The sequence below is a fragment of the Hymenobacter monticola genome, from assembly GCF_022811645.1.
Lineage (GTDB): Bacteria > Bacteroidota > Bacteroidia > Cytophagales > Hymenobacteraceae > Hymenobacter > Hymenobacter monticola.
The window spans coordinates 1,778,280-1,800,757 of the sequence record NZ_CP094534.1 but is presented as its reverse complement, the minus strand read 5'-3'; the positions used below and the strand labels follow the sequence as shown (position 1 = coordinate 1,800,757).

Here is a 22,478-nt window from a genome sequence, read left to right as displayed (position 1 = left end):
AGGGTTGAATGTTGAGTTGACGCTTTTTCTACTGCCCACCATTCACTTAACATTCAACCCTCAACACGCAAACCTCCCTTATCTTGCCGCATCATGAAACAACTGTTGCTGGCTGGCAGCCTCCTCTCGTTGGCTGCATTCGCTTTGCCCAACCCGCCCGTGGACAAAAAACGCCCCGCCGCCCAGGACCCCAACACCACTGCGGAGGTACCCCAGGACCATAAGCTCGTCATTTACCAAGTGATGACGCGCTTGTTTGGCAATAAAGTGGCCCTGAACAAGCCCTATGGCACCATCACCGAGAACGGCTGCGGCAAGTTCAACGACATCACCGACAAGGCGCTGGAGGAAATCAAGAAGCTGGGTGTTAGCCACGTGTGGTACACCGGCGTGATTGAGCACGCTACCATGACGGACTACACGGCGTCCGGCATTCCGGCCGACGACGCCGACGTGGTGAAGGGCCGCGCCGGCTCGCCCTACGCCATCAAGGACTACTACGATGTGGCCCCAGACTTGGCCGTGGTGGTGAAAAACCGCATGCCCGAGTACGAGGCCCTCATCAAGCGCACCCACGACCACGGCCTGAAAGTCATCATGGACTTCATCCCGAACCACGTGGCCCGCTCTTACAAGTCAGACGCCAAGCCGCAAAGCGTGGTCGATTTGGGCGCGGCCGATGACAAAACCAAGGCTTTTGCGGCCAACAACAACTTCTATTACCTTCCCGGCAAGGCCTTCGTGGTGCCGGCCAACTACAACCCGCTCGGCCCGCTGAAAGGCCCGCGCGAGGACGGCAAGTACTCCGAAATGCCCGCCAAGGCCACCGGCAACGACGTTTTCTCGGAAGCTCCCAGTGTGAACGACTGGTTCGAAACCGTGAAACTGAACTACGGCGTGGACTACCAGAACGGGCGCAAAGGGTACTTCACGCCCGTGCCCGACACCTGGAAGAAGATGCGCGACATCCTCCTGTTCTGGGCCGGCAAAAACGTGGACGGCTTCCGCTGCGACATGGCCGAGATGGTACCCGTGGAGTTCTGGGCCTGGGTGATTCCGGAGGTGAAGAAGGCGAAGCCCGGCATCATTTTCATGGGCGAAGCCTACAACGCCAAGGAGTACAAGACCTACCTCGACAAGGGCAAATTTGACTATCTGTACGACAAGGTGGGCCTCTACGACGGCCTACGCCGCCTGATGACGGGCGGCGGCACCACCGAGGACATCACCAAGGTGTGGAAAGAGGAAAGCAACGGCTTCTCGTCGCGCATGCTACGCTTTCTGGAAAACCACGACGAGCAACGCATTGCTTCCAAGGACTTTGCCACCGACCCCAAGCGCGCCATTCCGGCCATGACCGTGACGGCCACCCTGGCCAGCGGCCCGGTGATGCTCTACTTCGGGCAGGAAGTGGGCGAGCCGGCGCACGGCGCCGAAGGCTTCAGCAGCGAAGACGGCCGCACCAGCATCTTCGACTACTGGGGCGTGCCCGAACACCAAAAGTGGATGAACCAAGGCAAGTTTGACGGCGCCAAGCTCAGCCCCGAGCAGAAAAGCCTGCGCGAGTTCTACGGCCGCCTGCTCACGGTGACCAGCCAGAACGAGGCCCTGCGCAAGGGCCGCTTTTACGAGCTGCAGGACGCCAACAACCTGGGCAAGGAGTATGACCAGCGCCGCATCTATTCCTACCTGCGCTACACCGACAAGCAGCAGGTATTGGTGGTAGTCAACTTCTCGGCCGACAAAACCTACCGGCCCACCATCACCATTCCGGCCGAGGCCATGAAAGCCATGGGCCTTAGCACCAGCAAATTCTACACCTACACCGACCTGCTCGACACCGACGAGCCCCGCAACGGCCTCAGTCTCACGCTGGCCCCGCTGTCGGCTTATATTTTCGAGATAAAGCCGCGCTAACGTTTGCGCATAGTAGCGTAAATTCTTAAATTTGAAGGCTGTGGTGCCCCGGATTCGGGCGCGTCGCAGCCTTTATCCTTTCCACCGACGCATCCCACCCCGTCCTATGGCATCAGCCGCTGCGCCTCCGGCCTCCGCAAGCACCCGCAAGAAGCCCCGCCTGAGCTTCTGGCAAATCTGGAACATGAGCTTTGGCTTCATGGGCATTCAGTTCGGCTTCGCGCTGCAGAATGCCAACACCAGCCGCATTTTCTCCAACCTGGGCGCCAACGCCGACGACATTCCGATTCTGTGGGTGGCCGCGCCCCTCACAGGCCTCATCGTGCAGCCCATCATCGGCTACCTCTCCGACCGCACCTGGAGCCCGCGCTGGGGCCGGCGACGGCCGTTTTTTCTGGTTGGGGCCATCCTGGCGTCTATCGCCATGCTCATCATGCCCAACTCGCCCACGCTGTGGATTGCCGGCGGCATGCTCTGGATTATGGACGCCAGCATCAACATCAGCATGGAGCCGTTCCGGGCTTTTGTGGGCGACAAGCTGCCGGGCGAACAGCACACCACCGGATTTGCCACGCAGTCGTTTTTCATCGGCATCGGAGCCGTGGTGGCGTCGTTGCTGCCTAGCATTCTCACGCGTTTTGGCGTGGCCAATGAAGCCGCCAACGGCATTGTACCCAACTCGGTGAAGTTTTCCTACTACATCGGGGCGGCGGCGTTTTTCCTGTGCGTGCTCTACACCGTCCTCACCACCACCGAATACCCGCCGGAGGACATAGAAGCCTTCGAGCGCGAGAAAAACAGCACGACGCTGGCGCAGGGCATCAAGGAAACGTTCACTGGGGTGGCGCACATGCCCAAGGTGATGAAGCAATTGGCCTCGGTGCAGTTTTTTACCTGGTTCGGCCTGTTTTGCATGTGGATTTTCACCACGCTGGCTGTTACCAAGCACCTGTACCACACCACCGACAATAAATCGGCGGCCTTCAACGAGGGCGCCAACTTTGTGGGCGAAGCTTTTGCGGTCTACAACGGCGTTTCGGCCGCTTTCAGCCTGCTGCTGCCCGTCATTGCCCGCAAGTTTAGCCGCAAGCTCACCCACATGCTTTGCCTCACGGCCGGTGGCCTGGGCCTGTTGTCGATTGCCTTCATCACCGAGCCGTGGATGCTGTACGTCTCGATGATAGGCGTGGGCATTGCCTGGACCAGCATCCTGTCGGTGCCCTACGCCATGCTGGCGGGCGCCATTCCGGCCAACAAGATGGGCCACTACATGGGTGTGTTCAATGCCTTCATCGTCACGCCTCAGGTATGCGCCTCGCTGGGCCTGCCCTTCATCATGAAGCAGTTTCCCTCGCTCGACCCGCTGAACGTGGTGGTGCTGGGCGGTGTGCTCATGATTATCGGCGGCCTGCTCACGCTGCGCGTTTCCGACGACGAGAAAATTCGCATGCCCATCGAAGGCGAGCAGGGCCTTGCCCCCGCCTACGAAAGTCCGGCCACGCCCAACCCCGCCGTATAGCCTTCGGGTCAATGCATAAAAAAGGCTGCCTGTGACGGGCAGCCTTTTTTATTGAGTAATTTCTAGCCTTTGATAAGGGCCTCTGCCACCTCCCGCCCGGTGGCCAGCGCCGCGTTCAGCGACGGGTAGGCCGTCCAATCGCCGCAGCGGTACAGATTGGGCGCCAGCTTCAGGGGCTGCCGGGGCGGCTGGCCGGCCAGGTACACCGGTAGCGCCTTGGTGATGCGGTAGCTGCGCAGGTACTCCCACTGCCGCGCCGCGGGCCCAAACCACGCGGCCAGCTCTTCGCGCACGCCGACGGCAATTTCCTCTTCGCTCAGGCCCCGCTCGCCGTGCGTGCTCACTGAAATAAGCGCCCGACCGGCCGGCGCATAGGCCCCACTCACATCGGCCGGAAAGGCTACATTGTGCACGAGGGCATTGGTGGCAGCGTTTAGGCGGAGCAATTTATCGTTGCGGCCGGGCGAGTGGCCGCCGGTGGCGAAGTAGGTGCAGGTGGTGAGGCGAGCCGCGGTGGGGTAGCTGGCGGCTTCGAGGTTTACGGCGTCGTCGGGCTTGCCGCTGCGGCCGGCCAGCAGGCGCGCAGCCGTCAGGCCGTCGGTGGCCAGCACAATGGCCTGGGCTTCGAGCACTTTACCCGTCGTGAGCCGCACCTGCGAGCCGTCGACGATGGCGGCGACGGGCGCATTCAGCTGCACGGTACCCGTGGGCAGGCGGGCCGCGAGCTGCTCGGGCAGCTGCTGAATACCGAGGGCGGGAATGGCGGCGTCGCCGGTCACGAATTGCTGAAAGACGAACTCGAAGAAGTTGCTGGCCGTGGTCAGGTCGCGGTCCAGATAGACGCCCCCGAAAAACGGCTCGAAAAACGTGCTGATGATTTGCTCACTGTAGCCGTAGCGACGCAGGAAGCTTCGGGTGTCGGTGGCCGGGCGGTTCAGCAATTCTTCCGGCGTGTATTTGAGCACGTGCCGCACCAGGCTGAGGATGCGCAGTTTGTCGGCCGCCGTGCCGATGGGCGAGGTGAGGGCCGAAACCGCCGCCAACGGGCGCTGCAACGGATTTTCGAGCGTGGTTTCGCGCCCGTCGGCCAGCCGGATGACGGCGCCGGAGCGGAAAGCCTTCAGGTTCAGGGCGCCGTAGTCGAAAATGCGCCGGGCCTCGGGGTAGTTGGTTTGCAGCACCTGAAAGCCACGGTCGAGCCGGAAGCCCTCGGGCGTGAGGTCGGTGCGCACGCGGCCGCCCACGGCGTCGGCCGCTTCGAGCAGCAGCACGGGTCGGCCGGCGCGGTGCAGCCAGGTGGCGCAGGCCAGCCCGGCCATGCCCGCGCCGATGATGATGATGGGAAGCTCGGGTTGCATGAAGGGCAATTGGTTAAAAAGGGTTATTTGGACGCAGGCCGCAAAGCATCCGGGGGCAGCGGGAAAGCCACGTTGGCGCCAAGGCTGCTTTGCAGCTGCGTGCTGAACATCCGCAACGTAATACGCAACTTGCCCGGCACCGGCCGACCATTCACCGACCCCGGACGCCAAGTGCCCAAATCGGCAAGAATGGTGGTGAAGGCCGACGCCAGCGTGCCCGACTCCGACACGACATGGCTGATTTGGCCTTTGTCGTCAATGTCGGCGGTAATCAGGGTCGACTGCCCGTCGGTCTGGGGCATCCATTGGGTCAGGTTGTTAAAATCGTGCAAGCGCTGCAACAACTGTTGCTGGTAAGTGCCGGGGTCGCGGGGCGGCCGAGGGTTTACGAGTACCGTCGAGGCTATCAACTGGCGGCTGGCCGCTTCCGACGCCGCCAGGGCGGCCTGCTCCTCACAGCTTTTGCCCAGGTGAAAAGGCTCGATAACGGCCGACGCATCCACGGCCTGGGGCCCGAGCAACGACCGGTCCTGGTACTTTTTGGGCTTGCCCACCGTGGCCATGTACTGCCGGCCTTCCAGCAAACGCCCCGCGCGGTAGTCTTCGGCCGTCAGCACCAGCTTGTCGAGGCGGCTGCGGCGCTCCCAGGTGCCCTCCATCAGGCCGGCCACCACCCGGCCGCTGACGTGGGTGGGCATGGTGCCGTCGGTGTTTTCTTCCCAGGTGCCGGCGCCGTCGGTCACGCGCTGCCGCCCGGTGGAGTCCCAATACGCCACGATGCGCATGGGGCCGCCGCTGCCCAGCTCCAGGGTTTGCCAGGGCTGCCCGCTGGCGTACCAGTATTTCCAGGTGCCTGTGGGCTGGCCTTTCACAAACCGGCCGGTGGTGGCCAGCTGGTGGTTGGCGTAGTGCTGCTCGTAGTCGCCCTCGCGCACCCCGTTCGCGTAGCGCACTTTGGTTAATAAACTGTTGTCGGCCACCAGGTAATCCCGCACTTCGCCCTGGAAGCTGCCGGTTGCGGCATCCATCCGGCTTTCGCGGCGAATGGTGGCGCAGGCCGGGGGTACCAGCGCGTAGCGGGCGTCAAAAAACAGCTGTGCGCTGTCGGCGCGCATCAGTTTCACGCAGTCGGCCAGCTTTAGGTCCTGGGCGCTGGCCGCCAGGCCGGGCCAGCCCAATGCAATACTAAGCGCAGCAGCCCACCGGCAAGCGTAACATTTACTCTTCAAAGCAGGCATTTTTGTGTGAAGCTACAAAGCAGTTGAAAAAACAGGTAGATGCCGCCCCTGTACGCAACTGTGCCCTTAATGCCCCACCGGTCGGGGGCCACCGACATCCGAACCGCTTCCCTCAGAATAGCTTGGGCATCTTGTGCTCCTTCCACTTCTTGCGCGTTTTCATGGTCCAGAACTCGGCCACGCCGTCGCGCCGCAGGCTGAGCTGCCAGGCGGCCATGGGCTGGCCCAGGCGGAAGCCGGTGGCCTGGCCCTGCGGGAATTGCTTTTGCAGAAGGGCGTAGTCGGCGGGGGCAATGTCCTTGCCTACTTCGCCGTGGCAGCGCAGGCACAGCGAGTTGTTGAGCACAATGGGGCGTTGGTAGAAAAACACCTCCTGCGACTCCCGTTTCACGATGCGCAGGGTATCCGAGGCCACTTCGGCCGCTGCCAGCGTGCCTTTATTGGCCGGGTTGCGCGGCCGCGCGCTCACGCGCCGGGCCGTAGCCTTGAGCACGCGCGCCAGCGAATCGACGGCGCCGTAGGTTTCGGGGCGGCAGAAGGCGGCGGCCCGGGCCACGCCGCCCGCGGCCAGCTCGCGGGCCAGGGTGCGGCGCAACAGCGTGTCGGCCGTGGCCGTGAGCGAGTCGCCGGCCCAGCGGGTGGCGCGCAGCAAGTCGTTGGGCATGATGCGCTTCACCTCCCAGTTGGCCGTTTCCTGGCCAATGCGCTTGCTGTCCTTCAAGTGTTCGACTTGGTCGGGCCGGCAGGCGGCAAAGCCAAACACCAGAGCGGACAACGCAATTTTATAGAACAGGCTTTTCACAAAAGCGGGCATGAGGGTGAAATTCTGAGCAAAGGTCAGCCTGCTCGCCCCAACGGCCCAAGCGGGGCGTCAGGCTAGAGCAGACAGGCCTTCAGCGCTTCGTAATCAACCGCCAGCGGCACACTTCGTTTAGCGCGCCCCTGCAGGGCCTGCACCACTTCAGGCAATTCAATGGCCCGGCCCAGCACGGGCTCCACCACGTTGGGAAATTTCACCGGGTGGGCCGTGGCCAGTATCATGCCGGCCGCCTCGGGGTGCTGGGCCTGGTAGCGCCGCAGCGCGGCGTAGGCCACTGCGCCGTGCGGGTCGAGCAGGTAGCCGTGCTCGTTCCACACCCGCTGGATGGTGGCCACGGTATCGGCGTCGCTCACCGTATCGGCACCGAGAGCGGCGCGCATCTTGGCCAGGTCGTTGTCGAACAGCTCCAGAATGCGCGCGAAGTTGCTGGGGTTGCCCACGTCCATGGCGTTGGAGAAAGTGGGCACCGCCGGTCGGGGCGTGAAGGTGCCCGTGCGCAGGTAAGCCGGCACGGGCTCGTTGGCGTTGCAAGCCGCAATGAAGTGCCCCAACGGCAGCCCCGAGGCCCGCGCCAGCAGCCCGGCGCAGATGTTGCCGAAGTTGCCGCTCGGCACCGACACCACCGGCGGCGTGGCCCCCTCCGGCCACTGTTGCAGGGCAAAGCAGTAGTACAGTTGCTGCGGCAGCCAGCGCGCCACGTTGATACTGTTGGCCGACGTGAGGAAGCGCTTCTCCGCCAGCTCCTGGTCCTGAAACGCCTGCTTCACCAGCGCCTGGCAGTCGTCGAAGGTGCCCTGCACTTCCAGCGCGGTGATATTCTGGCCCAGCGTGGTAAGCTGCTGCTCCTGCACCGGGCTCACCTTGCCGGAGGGGTAGAGAAGGACCACCTCCACGCCCGGCACGCCCAGAAAGCCGCTGGCCACGGCCCCGCCGGTATCGCCGGAGGTAGCCACCAGCACGGTCACGGGCGGCGTGTCGCCGCGCTGCGCGAAGTAGCCCAGGCAGCGGCTCATAAACCGCGCGCCCACGTCCTTGAACGCCAGCGTAGGCCCGTGGAACAGTTCCAGCGAAGCCACCTTCTCCCCCACCGGCACTAGCGGAAAGGCAAAATCCACCGCCTCGGCACAGATGCGCCGCAAATCATCTTCGCCGATGGTTGTGCCCACGTAAGGCCGCATCACGTTGAACGCCACCGTGGCCTTGCTCAGGCCGCGCAGCTCGCGCAGAAAGCCCGGCAGGAATTTCGGAATGGTTTCAGGAAAATACAGGCCACCGTCCGGCGCCTGTCCGGTGATGGTGGCCGTGCGAAAATCAACCAAGGGCGACTGATGGCGAAGGCTGTAGTATTTCATTCGATTCTGGTCTTTTTGGCCCGTCATGCAGAGCGCAGCGGAGCATCTCGCGTGCTTTCACTAATCCTTTGAATTGCGTTGTGCACGCGAGATGCCATGACATTCTTATTGCTCTTCCGAAACCACATACGCCCCCTGCGTTCCCACCGGCCCGACGTACACGTTGAACGCAATGCCCAACTCAGCAAACACGCCGCCCAGCGCCGCGCCCACGGACTGTGCCGTCGCCTCGTCGCGGTTCAGCATGAAAATAGACGGGCCCGAGCCGGAAATTCCCCCACCGATGGCGCCCGCCGCCATTGCCCGCGCCTTCGCCTCCGCCAGGCCGGGAATGAGCGGCAGCCGCGCCGGCTCCACGATGTAATCGTCGAGCGAGCGGCCAATCAACTCGTAATCAGCCGTGAGGAAACCGGAAACCAGGCCCGCCACGTTGGCCCATTGCCGCACGGCCAAGCCCAAAGCCACCTCTTTAGGCAGCACCTTGCGCGAGTCGCTGGTTTTCAGCTCAATCTGTGGGTGCGCCACGGCCACCCACAGCGGCGGGGCCGGAAGGGCAATTATATCAATGGCCGGCTGCAAAGCGCGAACCACCGTGAAGCCACCGTAGATGGCCGGCGCGATGTTGTCGGCATGGCGCGCGCCCGAGGCGACTGCTTCCCCTTCCATGGCAAAATCCACCAGCTGCATCTTGCTGAAGCGGTTGCCCAATAAGGCATTAGCGGCCACCACGGCTCCGGCCGCACTGGCGGCGCTGCTGCCCACGCCGCTGCCGGGCTTGATGCCTTTGGTGATTTCCACGTCGAAGCCAATGGTTTCGGGCACCTCTTTCAGCAGGGCTTGCAGGGCCACGCCCGCTACGTTTTGCTGCGGGTCGGTGGGCAGGTTATAGGGGTCGAGGTGCTGAATGCGGATGCCCGGCGTGCTGCTGCGCGTGATGCGCACGGTGTCGTAAGGCGCGGCGAGGGCGAGGCCGAATACATCGAAGCCGCAACCGAGGTTGGAAAGCGTGGCGGGAGAATGAACGAGAACAGAATCAGGCATGAACTGTAGCGTGGACTCTGCGAGTCCGCGCATGGATGGTGAAGAATGATTATAAGCCAGGGTATGCGCGGACTCGCAGAGTCCACGCTACAACCTCGCGGCCCGGATAATATCGGCAAATACACCCGAAGCCGTGACCTCCGCCCCGGCCCCGGCACCCTTCACCACCAACGGCTGGTCTACGTAGCGGTCGGTGTAGAAGAGCACCACGTTGTCTTTGCCGCGCAGGTCGTAGAGGTCGTGGCCGGGCGCCACTTGCTGCAGCCCCACGGCGGCGCGCCCCTCGGCGTAGCGAGCCACGAATTTCAGGCGCTTTCCCGCCACAGTGGCATCCTCATACAGGGCCTTGAAATGGGATTCGTGCGCGGCCATCTGCGTGTAGAAGGCTTCCACGTTGCCCTCCAGACAGGCTGGAGGCAGAAAACTTTCGATTTCGATATCACTCATTTCCATCACTTGGCCGGCTTCGCGGGCGAGGATGAGGATTTTGCGGGCCACGTCGGTGCCGCTCAGGTCGAGGCGCGGGTCGGGCTCGGTGTAGCCTTCGGCCTGGGCCTGGCGCACTATCTCGGCAAAGGGGCGGGAGCCGTCGTAGTGGTTGAACACGAAGTTGAGCGTGCCCGAAAGCACGGCTTCCATGCGCCGCACCACGTCGCCGCTGCGCGTGAGGTCGTTGAGCGTGCCGATGACGGGCAGGGCCGCCCCCACGTTGGTTTCAAACAAGTAACTGGCGTTAAACTCTTTCGACAAGCTTTTGAGTTGGGCATAGTGCGCGTAGTCCGATGAGGCCGCCACTTTGTTGCAGGCCACGATGGCCACGCTTTTGGCCAGCAAATCGGCGTAGATGCCCGCCGCGGCCGGGTTGGCCGTCACATCCACAAAGATGGAGTTACGCAGGTTGCGACTGATAATTAGCTCCTTAAACTCCTCCAGGGTTTGGGCCGGAGCCTGCGCCAGCTCTTCCGGCCAGGCGGTGAGGTCGAGGCCATTTTCGTCCACCAGGCAGTGGCGGCTGTTGGCAATGGCCACCACGCGCACCTGCAAACCCAGCTTTTCGAGCAAATGCGGCTGCTGCCGCGCCAACTGTTCTAGCAGCTTGCTGCCCACATTGCCGGGGCCGAGGATGAACAAGTTCACCTGCTTCTTAGTGGCCTCGAAAAAGGCCTCGTGCAGCACGTTGATGGCCTTGCGCACGTCCTGCGCCCGAATGACGGTCGAGATGTTTTTCTCCGATGCGCCCTGCGCAATGGCCCGGATATTAACCCCGTTTTGCCCCAGCGCGCCAAACAGCTTGCCACTGATGCCGGGGTGGTCCTTCATATTCTCACCCACCAGCGCCACAATGGCCAAATCCTTCTCCGGCCGCAGCGGCTCGATGCGACCGGCGGCAATTTCCGTGGCAAACTCCTCGTCCACGGCTACCTGGGCGGGCGCGGCGTCCTGCGCGTTCACCCCCACGCAGATGGAATGTTCGGATGAGCTTTGCGTGATGAGAATCACGTTGATGCGCTCGCGGGCCAAGGCCTCAAACAGCCGCTTCGAGAAGCCGGGGATGCCCACCATGCCGCTGCCTTCCAGGTTGAGCAGCGTGAGGTTGCCGATGCTGGAGATGCCCTGCACCACCGTGGCGGCGCGCGGCGGCGCCACTTCCACCAGGGTGCCATAGTCATCGGGCGCGAAGGTATTTTTTATCCAGAGCGGAATGCCGCGCTGCATCACCGGCTGAATGGTGGGCGGGTACAGCACCTTGGCGCCGAAGTGCGACAGCTCCATGGCTTCCTGGTAGCTGATGCGGGCAATGGGCCGAGCACTGCGCACGAGGCGCGGGTCGGCCGTCATCATGCCGCTCACGTCGGTCCAGATTTCCAGCTTCTCCGCATCTAGCGCGGCGGCCAGCAGGGCGGCAGTATAGTCGGAGCCGCCGCGGCCGAGGGTGGTGGTAGCGCCGTGGGCATCGGCGGCGATGAAGCCGGGCACGACCCAGACCTTTTGCGGGTGGTGTTCCTTAAATATGGTTGTCTTCTTCTTAGTCGTGGCGATGTCCACCTCGGCGGCACCAAAGCGGGAATTAGTGCAAATCAATTTTCTAGCATCAACCCATATGGCTTCCATCTCATAATACCCAGCCACTGTAGCTACTATCAGCGACGAAGCCAGTTCACCGCAGCTCATAAGCTTATCCAGCGTGCGGGTAGACAACTCCCTCAGTGCAAAAACGCCGTCGCATAAAGCAGCGGCGTTATCGAACTGCATAGCGAGTTCAGCCTGATGCACCTCAGCATGGAATTCGCTAGCTGGTTCTAGCTCCTGTAACGCCACGCGGTGGCGCTCGGCAAGCTGACTTAGTGTTTCGCGGTAGGAAGCATCGCCTTTAGCCGCGGCGCGTCCGACGCCAATCAACGCATCCGTCGTACCACCTAACGCCGACACCACCATAACCACCGGACCTTGCGCCGCCGCTTGGGCCACGATGGCCAGCGACTTGCGGATATTTTCGGCGGAGGCCACCGAGGTGCCTCCGAATTTCAACACTTGCATAAACTCCGGCCGCGGGGCCGCTGTTGGGTGAAGATGCTGAATGAACCCCTCGCCTACATAGCGGTGTTTAGATTCAGTATCTTTGCAAACTACTGACTAATTCCCGAACACCGATGCTTGATAAATTAGAAGCCATCAACCAACGTTACGAGAACGTAAACGAGGAGCTGATGCAGCCCGACGTGATGTCGGACTTAAAGCGCTATAAGGCACTAAACAAAGAATACAAGGAACTGGGCAAGATTGTGGCCGAGTACCGCAACTACCAGGGCGTGCTCAGCAACATCGACAACGCCCGCGAAGTCATCGCCACCGAGAAAGACCAGGACTTCCGCGAGATGGCCAAGGCCGAGCTCGACGAGCTGCTGCCCGAGCAGGAGCGCCTCGAAGAAGTCATCAAGGACCTGCTGCTGCCCAAAGACCCCAACGACTCCAAGGACGTCATCGTGGAAATCCGGGCCGGCGCGGGCGGCGACGAAGCCGCCATTTTTGCCGGCGACCTGCAGCGCATGTACATGCGCTTCGCCGAAAAGCAGGGCTGGAAAATGGAGTTGATTGACGCCATGGAAGGCACCGCCGGCGGTTACAAGGAAATCATCGTGGCCGTGCGCGGCGAGGACGTGTACGGCAAGCTCAAGTTTGAGAGCGGCGTGCACCGCGTGCAACGCGTGCCGGCCACCGAAACCCAGGGCCGCATCCACACCAGCGTGGCCTCGGTGGTGGTGATTCCCGAAGCCGAGGAATTCGACATCGAGCTCAACATGGGCGACATCCGCAAGGACTACTTCTGCTCCAGCGGCCCCGGTGGCCAGTCTGTGAACACCACCTATTCGGCCGTGCGTCTTACCCACTTGCCCACCGGCCTCGTGGCCCAGTGCCAGGACCAGAAGTCGCAGCTCAAAAACTTTGACAAAGCCCTGGCCGTGCTGCGCTCGCGCGTGTACGAGATGGAGCTGGCCAAGAAAAATGAGGCCGACGGCGCCGTGCGCAAAAGCATGATTGGCGGCGGCGACCGCTCGGACAAAATCCGCACCTACAACTACCCGCAGGGCCGCGTGACCGACCACCGCATCGGCTATACGGTGTACAACCTGGCCAGCGTGATGGAAGGCAACGTGGACGACTTCGTGGAGCAGCTCCGCATCGCCGACAGCGCCGAGCGCCTGCAGGAGGGCGTGACGAAGTAAGCAGAACGACAACTCCCCTCCTCAGTCGAGGAGGGGAGTTTTTGCGAAGCAAAAACGGGGGTGGCCGCGTCGTTGAACGATATTCGAACGACTTCTGCTGCCTTTGCCAGCGTCCACACTATTTGCTGCCTACGGTCGTTCAACGACTTTACCACCCCAGCTCGCGCTTCGCGCAAGCATCCCCTCCTTAAAAAAGGAGGGGAGTTGTCCGCCTCACGTGCCTCTATGCGCTACCTCTTCCCGCTGTTCCTGCTCTTCAGCTGCTGCCTCACCTTCCTGCCCGGTTGCGAGCCGAAGGAAGACCTGGTGCAAACATCGGGCAAGCTGGAGTTCGACCGCGACTCTGTGAAATTTGACACGGTATTCACCACCATCCGCACGGTGACGAAGCGGCTGTGGGTGTACAACCGCAACAGCGGCGCGGTGAAAACCGACGTGAGCCTGGCGGGCCAACAGGGCACGACGTATTCGCTAATTATTAATGGCGATGCCGGTAGCTCTGCCAGCGGCGTCACCATCCGGGGCAACGACAGCCTGCTGGTGCTGGTGCGCGCCGTGCTCGGCGACAACAGCACGACGAAACCGTTTCTGCTGGAAGACCTGATTAACTTCCGCACCAACGGCAATGAGCAGAGCGTGAAGCTGTTGGCCTACGGGCAAAATGCCTACTTCCATCGAGGCGATGATGTTACAGGTAATACAACCCGGGTTTGGCGCAACGACAAACCGCACGTCGTCATCAATGCGCCTTATAGAGGTATCGACGTCGGTATGTATGTAGGGCCAGGTTCAACGCTGCGAATTGAGCCGGGTGCACGCATCTACTGCCATGCCGGGGCCACCATCCAAGTGGATGGCACGCTAAAAATCAACGACACGCCTCCCGTCACTGGCGATACCACAGCGGCCAAACGCGCCATGGTGCTTTTTCGGGGTGACCGGCTGGAGTCGTTCTACAATGAGATTCCCGGCCAGTGGGGCGGCATTTTCTTCACCGCTACCAGCCGCAACAACGACATCCGCTACACCGAAATCAAGAACGCCAACTTCGGCGTTTCTTTGCTCAACACCGTCGTTGGGGGCGCCAACACGCCTGACTTGCGGCTGGACAATGTAGTTATCCGCAACATCTCAGGTTCCAATCCCAGCTACGTGGGCACCGGCCTGCCGCCCGGCGGCATCATTGGCGTGCGCAGCACCATCACAGCCACTAACTGCTTACTCACCAACTGCGGCGAGTACGCTGTGCGTGGGTTTGGCGGCACGTTCAACCTGAACTTTTGCACCATTGCCAACTACACGCCTGCGTTCCAGCGGCAGACCTCGTCGGTTTCTTTCTCCAATGAATTGAGCGACGACAAAGGCAAACCGTTGTATTTCCCCTTGGTCGTTAACCTGACCAACAGCATCATCTGGGGCAATTACGAAAATGAGCTCGAACTCGTGAATAGCGACGATTACCTCGCCACGCTCAACATCCGCAACACGCTGCTGCGCACCAAGGATTTCCAGGCCACTACCAACGCCCCCAAGAAGCCGGGCCTCGGCGCCGCGGGCTTGGCTAACCTGGTAACGGTGACGGACCCGTTGTTTGTCCGCACCACGCTCACCAGCAGCCGCCCCGATTACCGGCTGCAGGACACTTCGCCCGCTAAAGGGCGCCCGCCCGTACCCTCGCCCGCAGGCACAACTGTGCCCAACCCTCTCAATGATTTGCGAAACGCGCGGCGCCCCACTCCTCCCGCTGCCAATCCCAATTTAGGGGCCTACGAATAGCCGCTCGCTGGCTTACTCGACCCGCGCCGCCGCCGCGTAGCGCAGCGTATCAAACAGCACCAGCTTCTGGGTGCCCTCCACTTTGTAGGCCCGTAGCTGCCCGCTGCTCAGCTGCAGCTGCAACTGTTTCCGGGTTGAGAACAAGGGGTTGTCCTGGTCGATGGTAGCGGCCACGTCTACGGCCGCGCCGTTTTGCTGCACCACCGCGAGGCGGGCCACCGGGGCATTGGGCTGGCCGGGCCGGCGCGTGTAGGTGCGGCGCAGCAGCCCGCCCGGCAGCGCCACCGAATCGACGACGTAGGCCCCGCGCAGGGCGGCTTTGTTGATGTCGGCCTGAAAGAAAATCTGCAGTTCATCGGCCCACTTCACGCCCGGCACCCGCGCAATTTCGGTGGCTTCGTCGCGCAGGCTTACCCGCTTGGTCACGGCCGCTTTCCGCTGAGTTAGCTGCGCTACCTGCTTATCGAGCAGGCCTTTCACATCAAAGTACAGAGGCCGGCGCGCGGCCGGCGCACTGGGACCCGCGTCGCCGCAGGCCGAAAGCCAGCCCAGCCCGGTCAGCACCACGGCCAGCCGGGCAACCACCCGCTTACGCATTCGGCAGGGCCGGACGGAGGATGCTCTGGCCCGTCATTTCCAGCGGCCGGGGCACGCCCATCAGCTCCAAAATAGTGGGCGCGAGGTCACCGAGCTTGCCGTCGGCCAGTGTGCCGAGGTAGTTGTCATCCACCAGAATGCAGGGCACCAGGTTGGTGGTGTGGGCCGTGTTGGGCGAGCCGTCGGCGTTGCGCATGAACTCGGCGTTGCCGTGGTCGGCAATGATGATGCTGGCGTAGCCGGCGGCGCGGGCGGTTTCTACCACAGCGCGGGCGCAGGCGTCGGTGGTTTCCACGGCTTTCACCACGGCTTCAAACACGCCGGTGTGGCCCACCATGTCGGGGTTGGCAAAGTTGAGGACCACGAAGTCGGCCGAGCGGGCCTGCAGCTCCGGCACCAAGGCGTCGCGCAGGTCGGCAGCGCTCATTTCGGGCTGCAGGTCGTAGGTAGCCACTTTGGGCGAGGGGCGCAGGATGCGCTTTTCGCCCGCAAATTCGTTTTCGCGGCCGCCCGAGAAGAAGAACGTCACGTGCGGGTACTTCTCGGTTTCGGCAATGCGAATCTGGGTTTTGCCATTGGCGGCCAGCACTTCGCCCAGCGTATTATTCAGGTTGTCCTTCTCAAAAATCGGCGTCACGCCCACGAACGTGTCGTCGTAGTTGGTCAGCGTGAGGTAGTGCAGGTTGAGGCGGTGCATCTGGAAGGCGTTCATGTCCTGCTGCGTGAGCACCTCCGTGATTTCGCGGCCGCGGTCGGTGCGGAAGTTGAAGCACAGCACCACGTCGCCCTCCTGAATGGTGGCCAGCGGCTGCCCATCGGCGCCCGTTTTCACGATGGGCTTCAGGAACTCGTCGGTCACGCCGTCCTTGTACTGTTCCTGCACGCTCTGAATCAGGTTTTGCGAGGGCGTGCCCACGCCGTTCACCAGCAGGTCATAGGCCACCTTCACCCGTTCCCAGCGGCGGTCGCGGTCCATGGCGTAGTAGCGGCCCACCACCGAAGCGATTTTGGCGCCGTTGCGCTCGTTGTGCTGCTCCAGGTCGTTGATGAAGCGCACGCCGCTCTTGGGGTCGGTGTCGCGCCCGTCCGTAAAGGCGTGCACAAACACGCGGCGCACGCCGGCCTCATGGGCAATGGTGCAGAGGGCTTTCACATGGTCGATGTGCGAGTGCACGCCGCCATCGCTCAGCAAGCCAATGAGATGCAGGGGCTTGTCGTTGGCCACGGCGTACTCAAATGCCTTCGTCAGCGCGGGCATCTGGCCCAGCTTGCGCTCGCGAATGCTCTTGCCAATGCGCACCAGCTCCTGGTCGACCACGCGGCCGGCCCCGATGTTCATGTGGCCCACTTCGGAGTTGCCCATCTGGCCTTCGGGCAGGCCCACGGCCTCGCCTGAGGCCTGCAATTTGCTGTGCGGGTAGCGCTGCAACAGCTCGTGATAGAACGGCGTATTAGCGGCGTCCACCGCCGACACGGCCGTATTGGGGGCAATGCCCCACCCATCCAAAATCACCAACAAAACCTGCTTATTCATGCCGCGAAGATACGGCCAGCCCGCCTATGGGTTGAAACTATCTAACTTTGCGGCCGCTTGGCCTTCTCTTTCTTATCATTAAGTTTAGTGCTGCCTTTTTTGCATTAGTTTGCCGTCTGCTTCACTTCTTGGCACCATTTTCGCTCCGACTTTTCTGCGTATGACGCACTTACTACCCTTATAATGAAACGCTATTTCGTTAGGACGCTATTTTTAGGATGGCTCTTTCTACTCGTTGCGAGCGCGGCGCATGCGCAGACCGATGTTCTCGGCGCCGTTCGCGCCGCCCTGCGCAACGGCTCTTCCCGCGAGTTGTCGCAGTACTTTGCCCCCACCGTGGAAATTGGCTTCGACGGTGACAAGCAGAACTACAACGCCACGCAGGCCGAGATTGTAATGAAAGACATCTTCGCCAAGAATGCGCCCAGCACGTTCGAGTTCATCCACCAAGGCCAGAGCCAGGGCGGCATTCAATACGCCATCGGGCGCTACACGGGCCGCAGCGGCACCTACCGCATCTATGTGAAGCTCAAGCCCTCACGTGGCACTCCGCTGATTGATACGCTGGAATTTACCAAAGAATGACCGAAGCCCCGTCCTAATCAGGCCGGGGCTTTTTTGTGGCCGATGGCCGTTATCTATGCGCCGTCTGTCATCCTGAGCGCAGCGAAGGACCTTCTCACGTCAGAATCTTTTAGCGTGAGAAGGTCCTTCGCTGCGCTCAGGATGACAGACGGCGTTCAGGAAGCCAGTTGGTTTCCGTCTGGTTTTCCCAGCCGCCGCAAGGGCCGTACCTTTGCCCTGTGCAAACTCCTCCCGCCCCTTACCTCACGCCCGAAGCTCTTACCACCTTCATCCGCACGGCCCTGGCCGAGGATGTGGGCGACGGCGACCATTCGGCCCTGGCCGCCATTCCGGCCGATGCCCGCAACCGGGCCCACCTGCTTGTGAAGGGCGAAGGCGTTCTGGCCGGCATGGCGCTGGCGCCACTCATCTTCCAGGAAGTCGACGCTAGGCTGAAGATGACGCCCTTGCTGGCCGACGGCACTCGCGTGAAGCACGGCGACATCGCCTTCACGGTGGAAGGCCCGGCGGGCAGCATTCTCACGGCCGAGCGGCTGGTGCTCAACTGCATGCAGCGCATGAGCGGCATTGCTACCCACACCGCGCACCTCAACAGCCTGATTGCCAGCACCAACGCCAAGCTGCTCGACACGCGCAAAACCACGCCCAACTTCCGCCTCTGCGAGAAGTGGGCCGTGCTCATTGGCGGCGGGGTGAACCACCGCTACGGGCTGTTCGACATGATTATTCTAAAGGACAACCACGTGGACTACGCCGGCAGCATTGGCGCGGCCATTGCCGCCACGCATGCCTACCTGAAGGAGAAAGGCCTGCAGCTGCCCATTGAAATTGAAACCCGCTCGCTGGACGAGGTGCAGCAGGCGCTGGACGCCGGCGGCATCACGCGCATCATGCTCGACAACATGAAGCCGGACCAGCTGCGCGAGGCCGTGGCCCTGGTGGCCGGCCGCTTCCCCACCGAGGCCAGCGGCGGCATCACGGAGCAAACCATTGCCGAGGTGGCCCAAACGGGCGTGGACTATATTTCCGTTGGGGCGCTCACGCACTCCATTAAAAGCCTCGATTTAAGCCTGAAAGCATATTAATTCAGTGCTTGGATGTTGGTGCTTGGCGAAGACAACGGGCTGTTTGCCCTTCTGGACTTGCCCCCAATTGCCAAGCACCGAGCACCAACATCCAAGCACCAATAAGTAAATGAACCAACCCAACCAACGGGGCGGAAGCGGCGGTTTCCGCCAGGCGCAGCAGGCTTCGCCGCTGGCCATTCGCACCAAGAAAACGCAGCTGACCACCGACGCCTACACCAAGATGGTGATGGGCGAGGTGTGGAAAAAAGACTGGCCCTACGCCCTGATTCCGTTTGTGCTGGGGCTGCTGCCGGCCCTGTTCCTGCCCTCGTGGTGGTGGATAGCGCTGGCCGTGGTGCTCACCATTCTGTTTGTGCTGTTTCGCTCGGCGCAGGTAACGGGCATCACGCAAATGGAGCAGAGCAAGCCGCTGTTTGAGCGCATGGCGTTCGAAATGGATAACAAGCAACTCCTGCTGCGCGTAGGCCCCGAGAAGGAAGGCAAGGCCATGCAGCTGACCTGGGACCTGATAGACCGGGCCCGCCGCGACCCGGACGCCTACCTGCTGTACCTGAAGCCCGGCACCCCGCCGGCCGGGCTGGCGGCGTGGCGCCTGTGGCTGGCGCGCACGTTTGATGTGCCGGTGTTTTTACATTTGCCTTTCAAAATCTTCAACGCCGACAACGACCGCAAGCTGTTTGAGGCGCTGTTGCGCCGCAAAAACCTGCTGCCGGCCGAGGCCGGTGCGGCTACCGTTTAAATTTCAACCTCTGCTTATTTTACTTCGATGAAATTGACCTCCACCCTGTTGCTGGCCGTTGCCACTGCTACGCTGGCCCTGACTTCCTGCAGCAGCGAACCCTCCGACTGGCGCCCGGATGAGAAAGTGTCGCTGGACCAGGTGGCCCCCGGCACCCGCAACAGCGAGAACTTCGACCACTCGGTGCCTAATGGCTCCATCGAGAACACGCACTCGCCCCTGATGGAGGCGGCCCAAGGCGGCAACCAAGACCCCGCCACGGCCACCACGCAGGTGACGCCGCAGTCGGCCACCTCGGCCAATGCCGAGGAAGGCATGATTAAGCGCGGCCAAATGCACGACGCCGGCAAATCGACCCAGGCCGATACGGCCGAGAATGGTCACCAAATGCAGCGTTAACCTTCGCGGCGTCGTTCGGTTATTATCGTTTGGGTGGCAGCTTTGCCCGCCGGCTGGCGGTAGCAAGGCTGCCGCTTTGCGTCATTATTGGAATGAAGAATGAGGAATGAAGAATGAGAAACTGATGCGTGCGTCGGTGCTTTCTTATTCTTCGTTCCTTATTTTTTATTCCTCATTCTTTCTGTATGGGGTTTGCTATTTTCTTGTTGCTGCTCACGGTGTTGGGGGCCGGGGCAGCGGCCGCGTGGGTACCGGGCAAGTATGGCAACCGCTGGCTGAAGCCGCTTCTGGCTTTTAGCGGCGCCTATTTATTTACGCTCACGGTCACGCACATTCTGCCCGAGGCGCTGCAGCTGCTGCCTGAACATTCGGAGCGGGTGGGCTATTGGGTGCTGGCGGGCTTCTTTGGGCAGTTGCTGCTGGAGGTGCTGTCGCAGGGCGTGGAGCACGGGCACGTGCACCACGAGGCCGCGCACGGACACGACGCGCCGGGCCGGGTGCCATTTCTGCTGCTGGGGGCGCTGGTGGTGCACTCGTTTCTGGAGGGCAGCATCCTGGTGAAAGAGCCGGCGGTGGGCGACATCAGCCAGAATTTCTACGCCATTGTGGTGGGCGTGGCGCTGCACCACATGCCGGCGGCCTTTGCGCTGGCCACGCTGCTGCGCCTGCGGCTGGGCAGCTTCCGGCGGGTGTGGCCGGGCCTGCTCATTTTCGCATTGGCTTCGCCGGTGGGCATCATTTTCAGCAACTACGTGGTGCTGAGCAAGCTGCTGAGCAGCGGGCTCTATGCGGGCCTGCTGGGCCTGGTGGCCGGCAATTTCCTGCACGTGTCCACCACCATTCTCTTCGAAACCAGCCCCGAGCACCGGCTCAACTGGCCCAAGCTGGCGGCTACGCTGGCGGGGCTGTTGCTGGCGTTGGCCGTGGCGTAGGCCCGCAGATGAAGCGACCTTATCATTGTGCTATGAAACAGCTGGTTATTTATCTGCTGGCGTTGAGCTGGTGCTCTTCGCTGGCCCCCCGGGCCATGGCTCAAAACCGCCGGAAGGGTTCTTCGGAGGCTGCTATATTCCGGTTTGGCCAGCCGCTGGCGGCGGGAACGTATTCGTTTGAGCCGACGGGGCTGTTCTGGTTTCCGCAGCCGTCCGAAACACAGATAAAGCCGGAGGCATTCCAGCCCGATGCGTACTTCGACCAGAAAGCCAAGCCAGTGAAGCTGAAAGCCGGTGCCGTGCGCTACGGCGCTTACCTGCTCACCAATGGCCAGGAATACCTGTATGCGCTGGTGAACGGTGAAGCGGGCTGGCTGCGGGCGGCCGTGCCCGTGCCCGCGCCGCTAAAGGCCCAGTACCGCACCCTGCTGACCCAGCAGCGCCTGCGCAGCTCCGAAACCGGCTTGCAGCTGGGCCCCGAATACGGCTACGTGCAGATTACGCCTTTCAACGACACGAACTATGTGTTGATTCGCAACGGGTTTGACAACGACTTCGTCCTCCATGTGCCCACCCTGCGCGTTACCTGGCGGTCGGGCGGGCGCTACGAGGGGGCCGAAATCGACTTCGCCACCGACCAGCTCGAATGCCACGGCGACCTGATGGGCGGGCGGTTCCGGTTTACGCGGCAGGGGCAGCCGGTGCCCGACAAGCCCACGCCCGCCGCGAAAATGAGTGCGGAAGAACGCCTCCTGGCGCGCATGATGTCGTCGCCCCAGGCCCACCAGCACATCCTCGACAGCCTGCGGCGCAATTACAAGCCCAGCGCGGATGTGGTGATGGGCAATGCCCTGGAAGCAGGCAAAATCAGCCGGGTTGACTCGCTGCTGAAGCGGGGCTTCAAAATTGATTCGGCCGTGTACATCAAGGGCACGAAGCTGACGCCGCTCAGCCACGCCGTGCGCCTCGACAACCTGCCGCTGATGGAGCTGCTGCTGAAAAAGGGTGCCTCGGCTGCCAGGGTGAACCGCTACGACATTGACCGGCGCCCGCCCATCTGCTTCGCCAAGTCGCCGGCCGCGCTGGAACTGTTGCTTGCGCACGGCGCCAACCTGCAGCTCCTTAAGTACGTCGACTACTACAAGCGGCGGCGGTACCCGACGGAGTATCTTGGCGACAAGGCCGAGCTGCGGCCGATTTTGCTGCGCCACGCGCCTGATTCGCTGTTTAAGCAGTTCGATTTCTATGACACCATGCTGTACCGCTACATCTGGGAAGGCGACACGGTGGGCATCCAAAAGCTGCTCGACCGCGGGGCCAGCCTGGTGAAGCCGTTGCGAGTGGGCCTGAAGCCCCCTTTCGACGATGCCGACCAACGCCCGCCGCTTTACCAGGCAGCCGGCCGCGTGAGCATGGCCATGTTCCTGCTCCGCCACGGGGCCCGGCTCGACAACCCGTTCCACATGCCCCTCGACCCGGAAGCCTACGTGCTGCGCTTCGAAAGCCTGCCTTTTTTGAGCTATGCTGAGAAGCGCCTGGGGATGAAGCTAACCACGCCCAATAACCCCACCTTCGCCGTGCTGCAGGACACCGTGATGATGCAGGCGCTGATGAAGCGCGGCGTGTCCATCAACTCGGTAGATAGCTACGGCAACACGGCGCTCATTTACGCTAAGCAGTGGAACCAGAACGTGCCGGTGGAGAAATTCCTGCTACGCCACGGCGCCGACAAGGCCATTGTCAATAAGCGCGGCGGCAGCTACCTCATCGGCCGCGAACGGCCATACACTCGTTGATGCCTGACCACAACTAAGGCCTAAGCCGCCATGCCGAGCGCAGTAGCTAAATATCCCGACGA

At 62.1% G+C, this 22,478-nt stretch carries 18 protein-coding genes; 10 read left to right on the top strand and 8 right to left on the bottom strand.

Annotation, left to right across the window (positions count from 1 at the left end; translation table 11 throughout):
- The first annotated feature begins 93 nt into the window (after positions 1-93).
- Both MTP16_RS07550 and MTP16_RS07545 read left to right on the top strand, forming a co-directional pair.
- On the top strand, positions 94-1,917 hold the full coding sequence (locus MTP16_RS07550; RefSeq protein ID WP_243517621.1) for an alpha-amylase family glycosyl hydrolase: 1,824 nt from the start codon (positions 94-96) through the stop codon (positions 1,915-1,917).
- 106 nt (positions 1,918-2,023) lie between these two features.
- Positions 2,024-3,436, top strand: a complete 1,413-nt coding sequence (locus MTP16_RS07545; RefSeq protein ID WP_243517602.1) for an MFS transporter — start codon at positions 2,024-2,026, stop codon at positions 3,434-3,436.
- 62 nt (positions 3,437-3,498) lie between these two features.
- Here MTP16_RS07545 and MTP16_RS07540 read toward each other — a convergent pair whose 3' ends face one another.
- From MTP16_RS07540 to thrA, 6 genes are all read right to left on the bottom strand, one after another.
- The gene (locus MTP16_RS07540; RefSeq protein ID WP_243517594.1) at positions 3,499-4,794 is read right to left on the bottom strand and encodes a protoporphyrinogen/coproporphyrinogen oxidase; all 1,296 of its coding nucleotides are present in this window, start codon (positions 4,792-4,794) and stop codon (positions 3,499-3,501) included.
- A 23-nt stretch (positions 4,795-4,817) separates the two neighbouring features.
- The gene (locus MTP16_RS07535) at positions 4,818-5,972 is read right to left on the bottom strand and encodes a toxin-antitoxin system YwqK family antitoxin (protein ID WP_243517591.1); all 1,155 of its coding nucleotides are present in this window, start codon (positions 5,970-5,972) and stop codon (positions 4,818-4,820) included.
- A 172-nt stretch (positions 5,973-6,144) separates the two neighbouring features.
- The gene (locus MTP16_RS07530; protein ID WP_243517588.1) at positions 6,145-6,846 is read right to left on the bottom strand and encodes a c-type heme family protein; all 702 of its coding nucleotides are present in this window, start codon (positions 6,844-6,846) and stop codon (positions 6,145-6,147) included.
- A 62-nt stretch (positions 6,847-6,908) separates the two neighbouring features.
- The gene (gene thrC, locus MTP16_RS07525; protein WP_243517585.1) at positions 6,909-8,231 is read right to left on the bottom strand and encodes a threonine synthase; all 1,323 of its coding nucleotides are present in this window, start codon (positions 8,229-8,231) and stop codon (positions 6,909-6,911) included.
- Positions 8,232-8,309: 78 nt separating this feature from the next.
- Positions 8,310-9,245, bottom strand: coding sequence for a homoserine kinase (locus MTP16_RS07520; RefSeq protein WP_243517582.1), 936 nt, complete (start codon positions 9,243-9,245; stop codon positions 8,310-8,312).
- An 87-nt stretch (positions 9,246-9,332) separates the two neighbouring features.
- Positions 9,333-11,783 (bottom strand): bifunctional aspartate kinase/homoserine dehydrogenase I, encoded by a 2,451-nt coding sequence (thrA, locus tag MTP16_RS07515; protein ID WP_243517580.1) that lies wholly within the window; start codon positions 11,781-11,783, stop codon positions 9,333-9,335.
- Positions 11,784-11,896: 113 nt separating this feature from the next.
- Between thrA and prfA the strand changes: the two genes are divergently transcribed.
- Both prfA and MTP16_RS07505 read left to right on the top strand, forming a co-directional pair.
- Positions 11,897-12,970 (top strand): peptide chain release factor 1, encoded by a 1,074-nt coding sequence (prfA, locus tag MTP16_RS07510; RefSeq protein ID WP_243517573.1) that lies wholly within the window; start codon positions 11,897-11,899, stop codon positions 12,968-12,970.
- Positions 12,971-13,195: 225 nt separating this feature from the next.
- The gene (locus MTP16_RS07505) at positions 13,196-14,746 is read left to right on the top strand and encodes a hypothetical protein (protein WP_243517570.1); all 1,551 of its coding nucleotides are present in this window, start codon (positions 13,196-13,198) and stop codon (positions 14,744-14,746) included.
- A gap of 12 nt (positions 14,747-14,758) precedes the next feature.
- Here the strand turns inward: MTP16_RS07505 and MTP16_RS07500 are convergent, their stop codons facing one another.
- Both MTP16_RS07500 and gpmI read right to left on the bottom strand, forming a co-directional pair.
- Positions 14,759-15,343, bottom strand: a complete 585-nt coding sequence (locus MTP16_RS07500; RefSeq protein ID WP_243517567.1) for a hypothetical protein — start codon at positions 15,341-15,343, stop codon at positions 14,759-14,761.
- A complete protein-coding gene (gene gpmI, locus MTP16_RS07495) occupies positions 15,336-16,877 on the bottom strand; it encodes a 2,3-bisphosphoglycerate-independent phosphoglycerate mutase (protein WP_243517564.1) in 1,542 nt (513 codons plus the stop codon). The genes MTP16_RS07500 and gpmI overlap by 8 nt, the downstream gene beginning before the upstream one ends.
- A gap of 183 nt (positions 16,878-17,060) precedes the next feature.
- Here gpmI and MTP16_RS07490 point away from each other — a divergent pair, with 183 nt between their 5' ends.
- From MTP16_RS07490 to MTP16_RS07465, 6 genes are all read left to right on the top strand, one after another.
- Entirely contained in the window at positions 17,061-17,462 is a 402-nt protein-coding gene (locus MTP16_RS07490; protein WP_243517561.1) for a DUF4783 domain-containing protein, read from the top strand.
- Positions 17,463-17,680: 218 nt separating this feature from the next.
- Positions 17,681-18,547, top strand: a complete 867-nt coding sequence (nadC, locus tag MTP16_RS07485; RefSeq protein ID WP_243517558.1) for a carboxylating nicotinate-nucleotide diphosphorylase — start codon at positions 17,681-17,683, stop codon at positions 18,545-18,547.
- Between the two features lie 109 nt (positions 18,548-18,656).
- Complete coding sequence (locus MTP16_RS07480; RefSeq protein WP_243517555.1) at positions 18,657-19,289, top strand: hypothetical protein; 633 nt, start codon at positions 18,657-18,659, stop codon at positions 19,287-19,289.
- Positions 19,290-19,316: 27 nt separating this feature from the next.
- Positions 19,317-19,688 carry a hypothetical protein gene (locus MTP16_RS07475; RefSeq protein WP_243517553.1) on the top strand — a complete coding sequence of 124 codons (372 nt, stop codon included), beginning with the start codon at positions 19,317-19,319 and terminating at the stop codon, positions 19,686-19,688.
- 185 nt (positions 19,689-19,873) lie between these two features.
- The gene (locus MTP16_RS07470; RefSeq protein WP_243517550.1) at positions 19,874-20,620 is read left to right on the top strand and encodes a ZIP family metal transporter; all 747 of its coding nucleotides are present in this window, start codon (positions 19,874-19,876) and stop codon (positions 20,618-20,620) included.
- A 32-nt stretch (positions 20,621-20,652) separates the two neighbouring features.
- The gene (locus tag MTP16_RS07465) at positions 20,653-22,416 is read left to right on the top strand and encodes an ankyrin repeat domain-containing protein (RefSeq protein ID WP_243517547.1); all 1,764 of its coding nucleotides are present in this window, start codon (positions 20,653-20,655) and stop codon (positions 22,414-22,416) included.
- Positions 22,417-22,478 lie beyond the last annotated feature (62 nt).

Bases quoted from the DNA above. Each gene is read 5' to 3' on its own strand.
- MTP16_RS07550 (WP_243517621.1), top strand. From the start codon at position 94: ATGAAACAACTGTTGCTGGCTGGCAGCCTCCTCTCGTTGGCTGCATTC.
- MTP16_RS07545 (WP_243517602.1), top strand. From the start codon at position 2,024: ATGGCATCAGCCGCTGCGCCTCCGGCCTCCGCAAGCACCCGCAAGAAG.
- MTP16_RS07540 (WP_243517594.1), bottom strand. From the start codon at position 4,794: ATGCAACCCGAGCTTCCCATCATCATCATCGGCGCGGGCATGGCCGGG.
- MTP16_RS07530 (WP_243517588.1), bottom strand. From the start codon at position 6,846: ATGCCCGCTTTTGTGAAAAGCCTGTTCTATAAAATTGCGTTGTCCGCT.
- thrC (WP_243517585.1), bottom strand. From the start codon at position 8,231: ATGACGGGCCAAAAAGACCAGAATCGAATGAAATACTACAGCCTTCGC.
- MTP16_RS07520 (WP_243517582.1), bottom strand. From the start codon at position 9,245: ATGCCTGATTCTGTTCTCGTTCATTCTCCCGCCACGCTTTCCAACCTC.
- thrA (WP_243517580.1), bottom strand. From the start codon at position 11,783: ATGCAAGTGTTGAAATTCGGAGGCACCTCGGTGGCCTCCGCCGAAAAT.
- prfA (WP_243517573.1), top strand. From the start codon at position 11,897: ATGCTTGATAAATTAGAAGCCATCAACCAACGTTACGAGAACGTAAAC.
- MTP16_RS07505 (WP_243517570.1), top strand. From the start codon at position 13,196: ATGCGCTACCTCTTCCCGCTGTTCCTGCTCTTCAGCTGCTGCCTCACC.
- MTP16_RS07500 (WP_243517567.1), bottom strand. From the start codon at position 15,343: ATGCGTAAGCGGGTGGTTGCCCGGCTGGCCGTGGTGCTGACCGGGCTG.
- gpmI (WP_243517564.1), bottom strand. From the start codon at position 16,877: ATGAATAAGCAGGTTTTGTTGGTGATTTTGGATGGGTGGGGCATTGCC.
- MTP16_RS07490 (WP_243517561.1), top strand. From the start codon at position 17,061: ATGAAACGCTATTTCGTTAGGACGCTATTTTTAGGATGGCTCTTTCTA.
- MTP16_RS07480 (WP_243517555.1), top strand. From the start codon at position 18,657: ATGAACCAACCCAACCAACGGGGCGGAAGCGGCGGTTTCCGCCAGGCG.
- MTP16_RS07475 (WP_243517553.1), top strand. From the start codon at position 19,317: ATGAAATTGACCTCCACCCTGTTGCTGGCCGTTGCCACTGCTACGCTG.
- MTP16_RS07470 (WP_243517550.1), top strand. From the start codon at position 19,874: ATGGGGTTTGCTATTTTCTTGTTGCTGCTCACGGTGTTGGGGGCCGGG.
- MTP16_RS07465 (WP_243517547.1), top strand. From the start codon at position 20,653: ATGAAACAGCTGGTTATTTATCTGCTGGCGTTGAGCTGGTGCTCTTCG.